The organism is Micromonospora sp. CNZ286 (assembly GCF_014207755.1).
Map to the genome: position 1 here is coordinate 2,372,571 of NZ_JACHIZ010000001.1, position 15,286 is coordinate 2,387,856.

14 protein-coding genes are annotated in these 15,286 nt (G+C 72.5%); 12 read left to right on the forward strand and 2 right to left on the reverse strand.

Going from position 1 to position 15,286, the window contains the following annotated elements; genetic code table 11:
• Position 1 precedes the first annotated feature (1 nt).
• The 10 genes from FHX31_RS10825 (at position 2) to FHX31_RS10870 (ending at position 11,396) form a co-directional block, all read left to right on the forward strand.
• A complete protein-coding gene (locus FHX31_RS10825) occupies positions 2 to 943 on the forward strand; it encodes a DUF6039 family protein (protein WP_013476308.1) in 942 nt (313 codons plus the stop codon).
• A 3-nt stretch (positions 944 to 946) separates the two neighbouring features.
• Positions 947 to 2,821, forward strand: a complete 1,875-nt coding sequence (locus tag FHX31_RS10830) for a non-ribosomal peptide synthetase (protein ID WP_184975936.1) — start codon at positions 947 to 949, stop codon at positions 2,819 to 2,821.
• A gap of 1 nt (position 2,822) precedes the next feature.
• Entirely contained in the window at positions 2,823 to 3,788 is a 966-nt protein-coding gene (locus FHX31_RS10835) for a chlorinating enzyme (protein ID WP_013476310.1), read from the forward strand.
• Positions 3,785 to 4,015, forward strand: a complete 231-nt coding sequence (locus FHX31_RS10840; protein ID WP_013287026.1) for a phosphopantetheine-binding protein — start codon at positions 3,785 to 3,787, stop codon at positions 4,013 to 4,015. Before FHX31_RS10835 ends, FHX31_RS10840 begins: the two co-directional genes overlap by 4 nt.
• The gene (locus FHX31_RS10845) at positions 4,012 to 5,247 is read left to right on the forward strand and encodes a beta-ketoacyl synthase N-terminal-like domain-containing protein (RefSeq protein ID WP_184975940.1); all 1,236 of its coding nucleotides are present in this window, start codon (positions 4,012 to 4,014) and stop codon (positions 5,245 to 5,247) included. The genes FHX31_RS10840 and FHX31_RS10845 overlap by 4 nt, the downstream gene beginning before the upstream one ends.
• Positions 5,248 to 5,253: 6 nt before the next feature.
• Positions 5,254 to 6,438, forward strand: coding sequence for an NAD(P)/FAD-dependent oxidoreductase (locus FHX31_RS10850; RefSeq protein WP_114920721.1), 1,185 nt, complete (start codon positions 5,254 to 5,256; stop codon positions 6,436 to 6,438).
• A 104-nt stretch (positions 6,439 to 6,542) separates the two neighbouring features.
• Complete coding sequence (locus tag FHX31_RS10855; RefSeq protein WP_184975943.1) at positions 6,543 to 8,102, forward strand: ABC transporter substrate-binding protein; 1,560 nt, start codon at positions 6,543 to 6,545, stop codon at positions 8,100 to 8,102.
• A complete protein-coding gene (locus FHX31_RS10860; protein ID WP_013287022.1) occupies positions 8,099 to 9,055 on the forward strand; it encodes an ABC transporter permease in 957 nt (318 codons plus the stop codon). Before FHX31_RS10855 ends, FHX31_RS10860 begins: the two co-directional genes overlap by 4 nt.
• Positions 9,052 to 9,843, forward strand: coding sequence for an ABC transporter permease (locus FHX31_RS10865; RefSeq protein WP_013287021.1), 792 nt, complete (start codon positions 9,052 to 9,054; stop codon positions 9,841 to 9,843). Before FHX31_RS10860 ends, FHX31_RS10865 begins: the two co-directional genes overlap by 4 nt.
• Complete coding sequence (locus FHX31_RS10870; protein ID WP_091326858.1) at positions 9,840 to 11,396, forward strand: ABC transporter ATP-binding protein; 1,557 nt, start codon at positions 9,840 to 9,842, stop codon at positions 11,394 to 11,396. Before FHX31_RS10865 ends, FHX31_RS10870 begins: the two co-directional genes overlap by 4 nt.
• Before the next feature lie 64 nt (positions 11,397 to 11,460).
• On the opposite strand, the gene FHX31_RS10875 is transcribed toward FHX31_RS10870, so the two are convergent.
• Positions 11,461 to 11,871: a DUF3224 domain-containing protein gene (locus tag FHX31_RS10875; protein ID WP_013287019.1), complete on the reverse strand. Its 411-nt coding sequence runs from the start codon at positions 11,869 to 11,871 to the stop codon at positions 11,461 to 11,463.
• 28 nt (positions 11,872 to 11,899) lie between these two features.
• Positions 11,900 to 12,265, reverse strand: coding sequence for a VOC family protein (locus FHX31_RS10880; RefSeq protein ID WP_013287018.1), 366 nt, complete (start codon positions 12,263 to 12,265; stop codon positions 11,900 to 11,902).
• Between the two features lie 289 nt (positions 12,266 to 12,554).
• Here FHX31_RS10880 and FHX31_RS10885 point away from each other — a divergent pair, with 289 nt between their 5' ends.
• Positions 12,555 to 13,292 carry a class I SAM-dependent DNA methyltransferase gene (locus tag FHX31_RS10885; protein WP_013287017.1) on the forward strand — a complete coding sequence of 246 codons (738 nt, stop codon included), beginning with the start codon at positions 12,555 to 12,557 and terminating at the stop codon, positions 13,290 to 13,292.
• Positions 13,293 to 13,304: 12 nt separating this feature from the next.
• A complete protein-coding gene (locus FHX31_RS10890) occupies positions 13,305 to 15,239 on the forward strand; it encodes a KedN5 family methylcobalamin-dependent radical SAM C-methyltransferase (protein WP_013476314.1) in 1,935 nt (644 codons plus the stop codon).
• Positions 15,240 to 15,286 lie beyond the last annotated feature (47 nt).

A 15,286-nucleotide genomic window follows, 5' to 3' on the forward strand; every position in this document is an offset into this window, starting at 1 on the left:
GATGACCACCACATCGAGTCCGCCGTTCGTGTTGCCGACCGCCCAGGCCCAGACCTCGATCGACCGGGCCGCGATCCTGCACTCGGGCAACGCCGGCGTGATCGTCGAACGGGTCGGTCAGTTGCGTGCCGAGTTCCGCTCCGAGGCCCGGCAGTTCGCCCGGGAGCTGTCGGAGTACCTCAACACCAACTACGCCGGCATCATCACGGTGTTCGTCTACGAGGAGACCTTCGGCACGAAGGACCGCCTCCACTGGCTGATGCACCTGAAGTCGCTGCACGCGTACGAGACGCTGATCGAGATGGGCAGCCGCGACGCCGGCTGGCGGGACATCATCATGCGCCAGCGCATCGACCCCGCGCGCGGCGGCGGCACGTGGGACCGGATGTTCCTCGACGGCGACCTGCACGAGACGGTGCTCATCCCGTCGGCCTTCGGCATGTACGGCACGTCGGACGAGACGCCGGACTCGGTGCGGACCACCGAGGGCGCCGCCACGTTCACCGTACCCACCGCGCAGCTCCAGACCGACGTGCCGGTCGAGGACCAGCTCAACTCCGCCACCTGCGGCATCCTCATGCACCGCACCGGTGAGCTGCGCTACGAGTTCCGGGCCGAGGGGCGCGCGTTCGCCCGGGCGCTGTGCGAGAGCTGGAACCGGGCGCTCGCCGGCCACGCCACCATCTACCTGTACGAGGAGGCGTTCGGCCGGTCCGACCGCATCCACCACTTCATCCACCTGAAGTCGCTCAGCTCGTACTACACGCTGATGGGCGTCCGCGCGATGAGCGACCCGGCCACCCGCGAGGTGTTCACCCGCCAGTGGATCCCGGAGGAGAAGGGCGGCGGCGGCTGGGAACGGATGTTCGTCCAGTCCAGCCTGTCCGACCTGTCGCTCACGCCCCAGCACTGGGGCATGTACGCCACCAAGACGGAGCGGTGACCGATGCCCGTGACTGACTGCCTGCACACGATCTTCTCCCGGCGGGCGGCGGAACAGCCGCACCGGATCGCGGTGACCTGCGGCGACCACCGGCTGTCCTACAGCGAGCTGGACCGCCTGTCCGGTGAGCTGGCCGAGCGGCTGCGCGGGTACGGGGTCGGCCCCGGCGTCCACGTCGGGGTGTGCGTGGACCGCTCGGTCGATCTGGTCGTGTGCGTCCTGGCGGTGGTGAAGGCGGGCGGCGCCTACGTGCCGGTGGACGCCGAGCATCCGGCCGCGCGGGTCGCGGCCGTGCTGGCCGGCAGCCGGGTTCCGGTGACGGTGGCGGTGACCCGTACCGCCGACTCGCTCGCGGAGTGGTCGGGTCCGGTGCTGTGGGCCGACGACAGCGAGGACGACGACGACACCGACGACGAGGACGGCGAGGGCACGGCCGCCGAGGCCGCGGCCGGTGCCGGCCCGGCGGACCGGGCCGTCGGCGCGGACGCGGTACGGGAGCCCGCCGGTGAGGCCGGGCCGGACGACCCCGCGTACGTCATCCACACGTCGGGCTCCACCGGGGCGCCGAAGGGCGTGGAGGTGTCGCACCGCAGCGTCGTGGCGCTGCTGGAGCACGGCGCGGAGCGCTTCGGCTTCGGCGGCGACGACACGTGGACGCTGTTCCACTCGATCGGCTTCGACTTCTCCGTCTGGGAGCTGTGGGGGGCGCTGCTGTCCGGCGGCCGGCTCGTCGTCGTACCGGGGAGCGTCGCCCGGACCCCGGCGCTGATGCTGGACCTGGTGCGGCGCGAACAGGTCACGGTGCTCAACCAGACCCCCTCGGCGTTCCGCCAGCTCGCCGCCGCCTACCTGGCCGACGAGGGCCCGGACGACCTGCGCCTGGTGGTGTTCGGCGGCGAGCGGCTCGACGTCGCGATGCTGGCGCCGTGGATCGCCCGGCGCGGCGACGACCGGCCGGAACTGGTCAACATGTACGGCATCACCGAGGTGACCGTGCACGCCACCGCCCGCCGGATCGTCGCGGCGGACCTCGACCGGCCGTCGGTGAGCCCGATCGGCCGGCCCCTGCCCGGCGTACGGATCGAGCTGCGCGACGAGACCGGTGCGCCGGTGCCGGACGGCACGCCGGGGGAGCTGTACGTGGCGGGCGCCGGGCTGGCGCGGGGCTACCTGCACCAGCCGGAGCTGACCGCCGAACGTTTCGCCGAGTCCGGCGGTGAACGCTGGTACCGCTCCGGGGACCGGGCCGTGCGGACCGACGGCGACCTGGTCTACCTCGGCCGGGTCGACAGGCAGTTGAAGGTCCGCGGCTACCGGATCGAGCCGGGCGAGGTGGAGGCGGCGGTCCTGGCGCACCCCGGCGTCGGCACCGCGCTGGTGACCGCCCAGGACTTCGGCGAGGGCGACGTACGCCTGGTCGCCTACGTCGCGCCCCCGCCCGGCGCGGACCCGTCCGCGCTCACCGAGGCGGACCTCGCCGTGACCGTGGCGGACCTGCCCGGCTACCTGCGGCCGTCCCGCTTCCACGTGGTCGCCGACATCCCGCTCACCGTGCAGGGCAAAGCCGACGTGGCGGTCCTGGACCGTCTGGCCGAGCCGGCCGAGCCGGCCGAGCCGGCCGAGCAGGCCGGCGACGACGCGGTGTCCGGGGTGAAGGCCATCGCCGACGAGGTGCTGCGGCGCGACGTGCCGGTGGACGGCGACCTGTTCGACCTGGGCGCCACGTCGCTGGCCCTGACCCGGATCGTGGCCATGGTGAACGACCGGTTCGGCATCGCGCTGACCGGCGCCGAGATGGAGGAGCCCACGGTCGGGTGCCTCGCCGAGGTGGTGGACGCGTCCCGACGCCACCATTCCCTGCAACAGGTAGGAGGATGACATGGAGGACGACTACACGCTCACCGACGAGGAGCTGGCCGACTTCCACCGCAACGGGTACTTCGGCCCGTTCCCGGTGTACGAGGTCGAGGAGATGCAGCGGCGGTGGCGGCGGGAACGGCTGCGCCTGCTGGACCGCTCGCACGCGGTCTACCAGGACGAGGCCGCGCTCTCCGGGAACACCAACATCTCCAACTACGACCGGCACCTGGACAACGAGTTCCTGGCCGACCACATCTGCCACCCGCGGATCGTCGACCGCGTCGTCAGCGTGCTCGGCCCGGACGTGCAGTGCTGGCGGTCGGAGTTCTTCCCCAAGTACCCGGGCGACGAGGGCACCGACTGGCACCAGGCCGACACGTTCGCCAACGCCTCCGGCAAGCCGCAGATCCTCTGGCCCGGCGACGCGAAGGACTTCGGCGGCACGATCACCGTCTGGACGGCCTTCACCGAGGCCAACGAGGAGACGGGGTGCCTCCAGTTCATCCCGGGCACCCACCGGACGATGTTCTACGACGAGACCAAGCGCATGCACTACGACCCGGCCTCCATCAACAGCACCGACAAGGACGGCGTACGCCGCGGGTTCTTCGGCTACGACTACCGCGAGCTGCAGATCGACCCGGACTGGAAGCCCGACGAGTCCAAGGCGGTGTCGATGGTGATGCGGCCCGGCGAGGCGATCATGTTCTGGTCGACGCTGATGCACGCGTCGCTGCCGCACGCGGGACGCACCGAGGAGATGCGGCTCGGCTTCGCCGGCCGGTACGTGCCGGTGTCGGTGGACGTCTACCCGGACACCGACGTCATCGAGGAGTACGGCGGCGCCGTGTCGCTGGACCGCTGGGGCTCGGTGCTCGTCGCGGGACACAACGGCAACCCGCACAACCGGATGGCGACCGAGACCACGCGCGGCCACCGGTTCACCCGGCGGGACCGCTCCGGGGCGCGGGTGTCACCGGCATGACCGTCTTCGAGGTCGTGAAGGCGAGCCTCGTCGAGGTCGTCCCGGACGTCGACCCGGCGAGCGTCACCGCCGGGCGCACGCTGAGCGACCTCGGCTGCACGAGCATCGACCGGGCCGAGGTCGTGACGCTGGCCATGGAGCGGCTCGGCATCGTGGTGCCGATCTCCGAGTTCCGCGACGTCAACGACCTCGACCGGATCGTCGAGCTGCTGCGGACGCACATGTGAGCACGGTCGCGGTGACCGGCACCGGGATCGTCTGCGCGATCGGTGCGGACGTCCCGTCGTTCACCACGGCGCTGCGGGCGGGCCGCAGCGGTGTCGTCGGCACCGCTGACGGCCTGGCCGCGCCGATCACCGGGTGGTCGTTCGACGACGCGGTGGCCGGCGTGCCCGAGCCGCTGCGCCGCCGGGCGGTCCGGGCCGCGGCGCGCGCGCCGCAGCCGGTGCGGGCCGCCGTCGCGGCGGCGCTCCAGGCGTGGACCGGGGCCGGCCTGCCCGGCGCCCGGATCCCCGGCGACCGGGTCGGGATCGTGGTGGCCGGGCACAACCTGACCGCGCGGTACACGCACGAGCTGTACCGGACCTGGCAGGAACGGCCGGCGTACCTGCCGGCGCGGTTCGCCCTGCACGTCCAGGACACCGACCACGTCGGGACGCTCAGCGAGGTGCTGTCCGCCACCGGCGAGGGTTTCACCGTCGGCGGGGCCTCGGCCAGCGGCAACGTCGGCATCGTGCACGCCGCCCGGCTGGTCGCCGCCGGCGCGGTGGACTGCTGCGTCCTGGTCGGCGCGGTCACCGAGCTGACACCGATGCACCACCGGGGTTTCGCGGTGCTCGGCGCGCTCGCCGAGCCGGGTGGCGACCCGGCCGCCGCCTGCCGGCCGTTCGACCACGACCGGCGCGGCTTCGTCCCCGGCGAGGCCGCCGCGGCGCTGGTGCTGGAACACCCGGCCGCCGCGGCCCGGCGCGGCGCGGCGGTCCTGGCGACGGTGGCCGGGTACGCCCTCGGCCTGGACGCCAACCGGCTCGCCGACCCCGACGCGGCCGGGCAGGCCCGCGTGATCCGGGCCGCCCTGGCCGCCGCGGGGCTGGCCCCGCACGAGGTGGACTACGTCAACGCCCACGCCACCGGTTCCCGGCTGGGCGACGAGACGGAACTCGCGGCGCTGCACGACGTGCTCGGCGCCGCCGGCCGGCCGTGGGTGAACGCCACCAAGGCGCTGACCGGTCACTGCCTCGGCTCGGCCGGGGTGGTCGAGGCCGTCGCCACCGTCGCGCAGCTCACCGGCGGCTTCGTGCACCCCAACCCGAACCTGGCCCGACCGATCGATGCCCGGATCCGGTTCGCCGGCGCCGGGCCCGAGCCCGCCCGGCTGCGGTACGCGCTGTCCACCGGCTTCGGCTTCGGGGGCATCAACACGGCCGTGGTCCTCGCCCGTACCGCCGATGGAGGTTGAACGATCATGTACGACGTCGTCGTCGTCGGGGCCCGCTGCGCGGGCGCGCCGACCGCCATGCTCCTGGCCCGCCAGGGCCACCGGGTGCTGCTGCTGGACCGCAGCGCCTTCCCGGCCGACAAGCTCTCCACGCTGTACATCCAGCAGCCGGGCGTCGCGCGGCTGGCCCGCTGGGGTCTGCTGGACGCGCTTCGGGCCACCGGCTGCCCGCCGCTGGACCACGTCGTCTACGAGCTGGGTGACGTGCGCGTCGAGGGCTGCTGCAGCGGCATCGACGGCATCCGCGCGGCGTACGCGCCCCGCCGCTCGATCCTGGACCCGCTGCTGGCCGGCGCCGCTGTCGACGCCGGCGCCGAGTTCCGCGACGACTGCCGGGTCACCGGCCTGCTGTGGGAGGACGACCGGGTCGTCGGTGTGCGCACCGACCGCGGCGACGAGCGGGCCGCGCTGGTCGTCGGCGCCGACGGGATGCGCTCCACCGTCGCCGGGCTCACCGGCGCGCCCACGACGACGTCCCACCCGCCGCTGACCTGCGCGTACTACGCGTTCTGGGACGGGCCGAAGACACACTTCGAGATGTACGAGGGCGACACCGGCTGGGTGTCAGCGGTGCCGACGAACGACGGCGCGGTGCTCATCGCCGCCTACTACCCGCAGCAGCGCTTCGACGAGGTCCGGCACGACGCGCGCGCGGCCTACCTCGACAACGTGCGGACCAACGCGCCGCGGCTGTACGAGCAGATGGAGCGCGGCCGGCAGATCGGCGGCGTGCACGGCACGGGTGACCAGCAGAACTTCTTCCGCCGCGCGCACGGCCCGGGCTGGGCGCTCGTCGGCGACGCCGGGCACCACAAGGACTCGCTGACCGCGCGCGGCATCTCCGACGCGTTCATGCAGGCCGACCTGCTCGCCGAGTCGGTGGGCGAGCACCTGGCCGACCGGACACGGCTCGACGCCGCGCTGGCCGGCTACGACCGGGAACGCGAGCAGCGGCTGATGGAGAACTACCAGGCGACCCTGCTGGTGGCCCAGGCCGAGGCCCGGGACAAGCGCCGCGCGCTGCTGCGCGCCGTCGGCAGCAGCCCCGAACTGACCACCCGCTACTTCGACGCGGTGGCCGGGATCGTGCCGCTGCGGGAGTTGTACACACCGGAACTGATGGCGCTGATGTCCGCCCCGACGGCCCCCTGACACCGCGCCCTATTGAGCAGACACCCGTGCCGGTGATCGGCGACCGTCAGGTCCGCAGACGTCTTGCGATCCGACCTCACCGGCACGACCTTTGTGGAGGAACCATGTCGCCCACCCCTTACGACTCGCCCTTCAATCGCCGCGCGCTGCTCCGGATGGGGCTCGTCGCGGGCGCCGCGGTGGCCGGCGTGCCGCTGCTGTCGGCCTGCGGCGACGACGACGAGCAGCCGTCGCCGGCGGCGGCCGGCGGGGGGTCGCTGGCGGTGCTGAAGGTGGGCGCGCCGAACGCGGTCACCGACGCCGAAGCCGGCAACCCGCTCCTGACCAGCATCGGCGCGACCCTCATCGTCATGCGGCACGTGTACGACTCGCTGATGGTGCTCGACAACGGCGAGTACAAGTACCAGCTCGCCGAGTCGGTGCAGCCGAACGCCGACGGCAGCGTGTGGACGATCAACCTGCGCTCCGGGGTGACGTTCCACGACGGCAAGCCGGTCACCGCGGCCGACGTGGTGCACAGCATCCGTACGCTCGGCGCCAAGCCCAGCAACCGGGCCTCCGTCTACGCCAACGTCGACCTCGCCAAGGTGACAGCCGTCAACGACCGCACCGTCACCGTCCCGCTGCTGACCCCCCGCGGTGACTTCAAGGAAGCCGTCCTCGTCGTCTTCTCGCCGGTCTTCCCGGCCGGCATGACCGAGTTCAGCAAGCCGATCGGCTCGGGCCCGTACCGGCTGGCCGAGCGCAACGGCACCACGACCCGGCTGGTCGCCAACGAGCAGTACTGGGGTGGCAAGCCGAGCGTCGCCGAACTCCAGATCGTCGGCATCCTCGACGCCGGCGCCCGGCTGTCGGCGCTGAAGGCGGGACAGGTCGACTACGCCGTCAGCATCAGCTCCACCGGCGCGAAGACCGAGGCGGCGAACAGCGAGCTCACCGTCGTACGCGGTGGTCCGGCGAACGCCAACGCGCTGTCGTTCGCGATGAACCAGAAGCTCGCGCCGTTCGACGACGTCCGGGTCCGCCAGGCGGTCCGGCTCGCCGTGGACCGGCAGGCGCTCGTCGACAACGCGCTGCTCGGGCTCGGCTCGACGGCCGACGACGTGGTCGGCAAGAGCCTGCCCGGCTACGCCGACCTGCCGGCGCGCGCCCGTGACCTGGAGCAGGCGAAGCGGCTGTTCACCGAGGCCGGGATCACGAAGCTGACGCTGCGGACCGGCGAGATCGTCCCCGGCATGCTCAACGCCAGCCGGCTGATGGCCCAGCAGCTCAAGGAGGCGGGCGTCGAGCTGACCCTCCAGGAGATCTCGCCCGACGCCTACTACGCCGACCTCATGACGCTGGCCACGCACCCGTTCCAGGCGTTCTACTACGTCAACCGGCCGGCCGCCGTGCACCTGTCGGCGGTGACCCACGGCAAGGCGCCGTTCAACGTCACCGGCACGTCGGCGGCCTACCAGGCGCGGCTGGCCAAGGCCCAGGCGACTGTCGACGACAACGCCCGCGCCGAGGCGTTCAAGGCGTTGCAGGAGGAGTTCTACAAGGAGGGCGGCGACCTGCTGTGGGGCTTCCAGGAGCAGCTGGACGCCGCCCGTAAGGGGATCAGCGGGGTCCGCACGATGCAGTCGGTCCAGCTGTTCGACCGGGCGACCGGGCCGGCGTGACCGCGCTCGGGTTCCTGGCCCGACGGCTGCTGGCGACGGTGGCCACGCTGTTCGCGGTGGCGGTGGTGCTCTTCGCCGGCTCGGAGGTGCTCCCGGGTGACGCCGCGTCGGCGTCACTCGGGCCCGACGCCACCATCGAGGAGGTCGCGCAGCGCCGGGCCGAACTCGGCGTCGACCGGCCCTGGCCGGTGCGGTTCGTCGAGTGGGGGACCGCGGCGCTGCGCCTCGACCTGGGCACCAGCACCTCGATGCACCGGCCGGTGGTGGACGTCGTGGCCGAGCCGCTGGCCGCCACCGGCCTCCTGGTCGGGCTCACCGCGGCGGTGACGGTGCCGCTGGCGATGGGACTGGGGCTGCTCACCGGGCTGCGGCCGGGCGGCCGGGTGGACCGGGCGGTGTCGGCCGTCGCGGTGGTGGCGGTGTCGATCCCGCAGTTCGTCACCGCCGGCCTGCTCGTGCTGGTGTTCGCCGACCTGTGGCCGCTGCTGCCGGCGATCTCGCTGCCGCCGCTGGGCGGCGGACCGCTGGACCGGCCGGAGATCCTGGTGCTGCCGGTGGTCGCGCTGACGCTGTTCGGCGCGGCGTGGGCGAGCCGGATCGTGCGGGCGACTGTCATCGACGCGGACGCGATGCCCCACGTCGAGGCGGCCCGGCTGGCCGGGCTGCCCGAGCGGGTGGTCGTGGCGCGGCACCTGCTGCCCGCGGCGGCGCCGCCGTGCGCGCAGACGTTCGCGTGGCTGCTGTCCGGGCTGTTCGGCGGCACCACGGTGGTCGAGGTGGTCTTCAACTACCCGGGCCTGTCGCAGACGCTCGTGGCGGCGGTCCGCAACCACGACACCGCCGTCCTGGAGGGGGTCGGGCTGCTCCTCGCCGCGATCATCCTCGTCTCGTTCATCGTGGCCGACCTGCTCGTCCTCGCGGTCGACCCCCGGCTGCGGGTGGCCGCCCGATGAGGGCCGCGCGGTGGCTGCTCGCCGGGACGGCCGTGGCCGTGGTGCTGTTGGTGCTGGGCGTGGCGCTGTTCGGCCCGTTGTTCGCCGGCGAGCCGGAGCGGATCGTCGGGTTGCCCTACAGCGCCCCGACGGCCGGCAGCCCGCTGGGCACCGACAGCGCCGGACGGGACGTGCTGGACCGGGTGCTGGCCGGTGGCCGGCCGCTGGTGGCCGTGCCGGTGGTGGCGACGATCCTGGCCACCGTGCTCGGCCTGGTGCTGGGCCTGGTCGGCGGCTACTTCGCCGGGATCACCGACGCCGTGGTGTCCCGGCTGGACTACCTGCTGCTGGGCCTGCCGCCGGTGCTGATCCTGCTGGTGCTGCTGCACGGCTGGGGGTACAGCGCCACCACGATGATCATCGTGGTGGTGCTGACCGGCACGCCGTTCGTCTCCCGGGTCACCAGGGCCGAGACGCTCCGCGCGGTCGAGGACGGGTACGTGGTGGCCGCCTACGCCGGCGGCGACTCGCACCTGTCGGTGATCGTCCGGGAGATCCTGCCGAACATCGTCCGGCCGGTGCTCGCCGACTTCGGCACCCGCCTCGCCATCGCGGTCACGCTGACGGCGGCGGCGGCGTTCCTCGGCTTCGGCTCCAGCGGCCCGAACTGGGGGGCCATGATCAGCCAGAACGTCGAGGGCATCCAGCTCACCCCGTGGGGCGTCGCGGTGCCGGCGATCCTGCTCGGTGTGCTCACCGTCGCCGCGAACCTCGGCATCGACCGGATCGTCGGGCGGGTGCTGCGATGATCGAGATCAGTGGGCTGCGGGTCGAGGACACCGCCGGCCGGGCCGTCCTGGAGAACCTGTCGTTGCGCGTCGCCGAGGGCGAGCGGGTCGCCGTCGTGGGCGAGTCCGGGGCGGGCAAGACGACACTGACGATGGCCCTCGTCGGCGCGGTACGGCGCGGACTGCGGGTGGCCGGGGGCACGGTCGTGGTCGACGGGCACGACGTGCTGACGGCCCCCGGCGCCGAGGTACGCCGGGTCCGGCGGCGGGTGCTGGCGTACCTTCCGCAGGACCCGCCGTCGGCGCTGAGCCCGACGCTGCGGGTCCGGGCGCAGATCCGGGAACTGGCCGCGGACCGGTCCGACGCGGCCGTGAGCCGAGGGCTGGTCGAGGTGGGCCTGCCGGGCGACCGGGCCTTCCTGCGCCGGTACCCGCACCAGCTCTCGGGCGGCCAGCAGCAACGCCTGGCGCTGGCCCGGCTGCTGGCCGGTGACCCGCGCGGCCTGGTGCTGGACGAGCCGACGACGGGCCTGGACGGGCTGGTGCGCAAGCAGGTGCTCGACCAGCTGGACCGGCTCTCCGCCGACCGCGGGCTGGCGGTCGTGTTCGTCACCCACGACCTCGCCGCGGCCGCCCGGATGACCGATCGCCTGATCGTGCTGCGGGGCGGCGTCGTGGTCGAGGAGGGACCGACAGCGCAGGTGCTCGCCCGCCCGGCCGCCGCGTACACCCGGGACCTGCTCGCCGCGGTGCCGGACCTGCCGGCCGAGATGCGCCGCCGCGCCGCCACGCCGGTGCGGGGGGCGGAGGTCCTGACCGTGTCCGGGCTGACCGTGCCGCGCGGGGGGCGGGTCGTCCTGGACGACGTGTCCCTGCGGTTGCGCGCCGGCGAGGCGCTGGCCCTGCTCGGCACGTCGGGCTGCGGCAAGACGACGCTCGCCCGGGCCGTCGTCGGGACGCTGCGCCCCAGCTCGGGCCGGGTGACGCTGTCCGGCGAGATCCTGGAACCGACGCTCGGGCGCCGGCCGGTGCACCAGCGACGCCGCATGCAGCTCATCCCGCAGGACTCCGGCGGGTCGCTGAACCCGCGGCGGCCGGTGGGCGCGGCGATCGGCCGGGTGGTCCGCCTGGCCGGTGGGATGACGGCCGAGGCGGTGGCGGCGGAGACCCGCCGGCTGATGGGGCTCGTCGGCCTGCCGGGGGAGCTGGCGTCGCGGCTGCCGCGGGAGCTGTCCGGCGGGCAGCGGCAACGCGTCGCGATCGCCCGCGCGCTCGCCGCCGGGGCCGACGTGCTCGTCTGCGACGAGATCACGTCGAACCTCGACGCCCAGGTGGCGGCCTCGGTCCTGGCCCTGCTCGACTCGCTGCGGCGGACCCTGGGCCTGGCGGTGCTCATCGTGACGCACGACCTCGGTGTGATCGCCCGCAACGCGGACCGGGTCGCCGTGCTCAGCGGCGGGCGGATCGTCGAGGAGGGGACCGTCGAGCAGGTGTTCGGCAACCCGCGCCACGAGGCGAGCAGGATGCTGCTGGACGCCGCGCGGCCCGTCACGGCGGTGGCGGACGTGCCGTGACAGCCCGAGGCGGAGGGCCGCTACCGGCTTCCCGGTAGCGGCCCTCCGCCTCGATCTCAGCGCGTCAGACGAGCTCGTCGAGGAGTTCGTAGTTCAGCGTGAAGGTGTGGCTGCCGTCCTCCAGCTTGCGCATGGTGGCGGTGCCCTGGATGCCGGCGAGCCCCTCGGTGCCGGTCCCCGGCACGATGTGCCACTCGGCGCCGCCCTCCTCGTCGCTCATCAACCCGACGGCCTGGTGCTGGAGCATGAAACTGCCCTTGGAACCGCCGATCGACACCTCGATCACTTCGTGACCGACGTATCCGGCGCCGCCCTTGCCATAGGCGAACAGGAACTGCGCGCGGCTGGTGCCCTCGAGTTCACCGGAATACGTCTTGGTGACCGAGGCCCGCGAGAATTTCATGCCGTCGGGGGTCTCCTGCCACTCGTCTTCGTCCCAGGAGTCGAGCGTAAATGAAGCAGTCGCGGTGCTCACCTTGTCTCATTCCTTCCGTGGTTCTCTTTCAGTCCCAGACCGAGGCGCAGAACGGGTGACCGGCCGGGTCGAGGAAGACCCGCCACTTCGCGTCGCCGGGCTGGTCGGCGGGCTTCGTCGCACCCAGGCGCAGCAGCTCGGTCTCGGCCGTCTCGATGTCGTCGACGGCCAGGTCGAGGTGCAGTTGCTGGGGAACCGTCTGCCCGGGCCACTCCGGACGCCGGTAGTTCTCCACCCGCTGCAACGCCACGGCGACGCCGTCACCGTTGCTGAGGAACGCGCCGGACTCCGACTCGTGCACCGGCTCGAGGCCGGCCGCTTCCCGGTAGAAGGCCACCAGCGGGGCGATTTCGGAACAATCCAGTGTTACCGCCGCCAAGCGACCGACAGCCATTCATGTCTCCTGGAGATTTGTCGTCCGATCGAAAGCGTGGCCCGAGCCTAGCAATCCGCCGTCGTCCACGCCACGGTCGCCGGGTGTGTCGCGACCGGCCTGCTCATTAGACGGTTGCGAATGGACAGCAGGCCCCGAAGGGGCAGTAGCATACCGGCTGAACCGTCGGCGGCGCCACCGATACACCAATCGAGTTGCCCTCACTTCGTGCTCACAACAGCGCAGCGTCAGGCGCACTCGTCCGCCACGATTCGCCGGTACCCCAATCACCGGCGTGGAGGAGAACACGGTGGAAGGCTTCGAGATCTTCACCTACGGGGACGCCGTCGCCGACGTCTTCGACGGGACGGGATGGGCCGGCGACCCGGGTGACACCGAGGAGACGATCGAGTGGCTCGCCGAGAACGCCGGCGGCGGGCCCGTGCTCGAACTCGGCGTCGGCACCGGCCGGGTCGCCGTCCCGCTGGCCCGCAGGGGCATCGAGGTGCACGGCATCGACGCGTCGGAGGGGATGCTGACGCAGCTGCGCGACAAGCCCGGCGGCGAACTGGTGCACGTGCACGTGCAGGACTTCACCGACTTCACGCTGCCGTACAAGTTCTCGCTGGCGTACGCGGTCTTCGACACGCTGCCGTTCATCACCGACCAGGAGGAGCAGATCCGCTGCTTCCAGAAGGTCGCCGACGTCCTGGAGCCGGGCGGGCGGTTCGTGATCCAGACGTCGATCCCCGACCCGGCGCGGTACGACCGCAACCAGCGCACCCAGACCGTACGGGTGGAGAAGGACCACGTCGTGATGACGTTCACCCGGCGCGAGCGGATCTCCCAGTGCTCGTCGATCCAGTTCGCGGTCCTGCGGCCCGACGGCATCCGGTTCTTCCCGATGCGCATCCGCACCGTCATGCCGTCGGAGATGGACCTGATGGCCCGCCTCGGCGGGCTCACCATGGAGTCGCGCTGGGGTCACTGGGACGGACGACCACTGCGCGACTCCGACGAGCGGCACATCACCGTCTACCGCAAGTAGAGCGGCGGATCGGTGGAGCACAGCCAGACGAGCGCCGGCGGTGCGGGCCGGCGCCTTCGGGTGGTCCTGGTGCAGCAGGGCGTCTGGGACATGCCGCTGGAGTCGCTGCCGCTCGCCTCGGCGTACCTCAAGGCGATGGTGTCCGGCGACGCCGAGCTGAACGACCAGGTGTCGGTGGAGATCTGCAACTTCCGGGGGCGGGTGACGCACGGGGAGATGGCCGCCCGGCTGTTCGCCGGCCCGCTGCCCGACGTGATCGGGTTCTCCGTCTTCGGCTGGAGCCAGCGCGCGTTCGGGGCACTCGCCGCCACCTACAAGCAGCTCAACCCGCAGGGATGGGTCATCTTCGGCGGCACCCACGTCAGCGCGCAGGCCGAACGCGTGTTCCGGCTCTACCCGGAGATCGACGTGGTGGTCAACGGCGAGGGCGAGCTGACCTTCCTCGACCTGCTCCGCGCCCGGCTGGCCGGCGTGGCCCCCGACGCCCTCGGCGACGTGCAGGGCATCTCCTGGCACCGCGCCGACGGCAGCGTGGTCACCAACCCGGACCGGCCCCGGATCGAGGATCTCGACATCATCCCGTCGCCGTTCCTCACCGGAGCCGTCGAACTGCTCGACGCCGACGGCCGGTTCCGCTACGACGTCGCGCTGTTCGAGACCAACCGCGGCTGCCCGTACAAGTGCTCGTTCTGCTACTGGGGCGGCGCTGTCGGCCAGCGGGTACGCGCGTTCTCCCGGGAACGGCTGCGCGCCGAGCTGGAACTGTTCGCCCGGTGCGGCGTGCACACAGTGGTCGCCTGCGACGCCAACTTCGGCATGCTGCCGATCGACCTGGAACTCGTCGACGACCTCATCGACATCAAGCGGCGGCACGGCTTCCCGCTGGCCTTCGAGAGTTCGTGGGCCAAGAACAAGTCGAAGGTGTTCTACGAGATCGTGCGGCGGATGAAGGAGGCGGGGCTGCGCAGCTCCTTCACCCTGGCCCTCCAGTCGCTCAACCCGGACGCCCTGACCCTGATGCGCCGGCGGAACATGAAGGTCAACGACTGGCGTGACCTGGTGCGGTGGCTCAACCGGGAAGGGCTGGACTGCTACGCCGAGCTGATCTGGGGCGCGCCGGGCGACACCGTCGAGTCGTTCCTGGCGGGGTACGACGAACTCGCCCAGCACGTGTCCCGGATCGCCGTCTACCCGATCATGCTGTTGCCGAACACCGAGTACGCGGAGAACAAGGAGCTGTACGGCATCGTCGCGCTGCGCGGCGACAACGACGACTTCGAGTACGTGCTCGCCCACCGCACCATGACCTTCGCGGACAACGCGGTGATGCAGCGGTTCCTGTTCTGGGCCCGGGTGATGGCCGAGAACGCGGTCCTGCGTCACTGCTGGCTGCCGCTGCGGCGGCTCGCCGGGTGGGAGCAGTCCCGGGTCCTCAACAGCCTCGCCGACTGGGCGGACACCACCACGGCGCGGGAGGCGATCCCGTTGCGGGAGGCCGCGATGCGGGGTCACGGCGGCGGCGCGCCGGCGTACGCGGCCGCCATCGGCTACCTCTTCACCGAGGCGGACGGGCGGCGGGCGCTGGAGCTGTGGTGGCAGGAGGTGGTCTCGCGGCAGCTCGCGGCCGACGTCCGCCCGTTCCTCGACGAGGTGTACCGCTACGACCTGCTGACCCAGCCGGTCTGCGAGCCGGACGGACTCGCCGTCGTCGAGATCGGCGGCGTCGAGTACTTCCACCGCCCGGACGTGACCCTGGCCTACGACGTGCCGGGCGTCCTCGCGCGGATGCGCGCCGACGAGCCGGTCTCGCTGGAGCCGGAACCGATCCGCGTCGACATCTACTACCGCACCGGCGCCATGACCGCGGTCATGTCGACGAACCACGAGGAGATCCTGCACTTCATGGGGGAGGTGCGCAGAGCAGGCACCCCGCTCACAGTCCCCTGACCGATCGCCGGTGTCCGGAGTGGACCGGCGCTGCCATACTCGGCCCG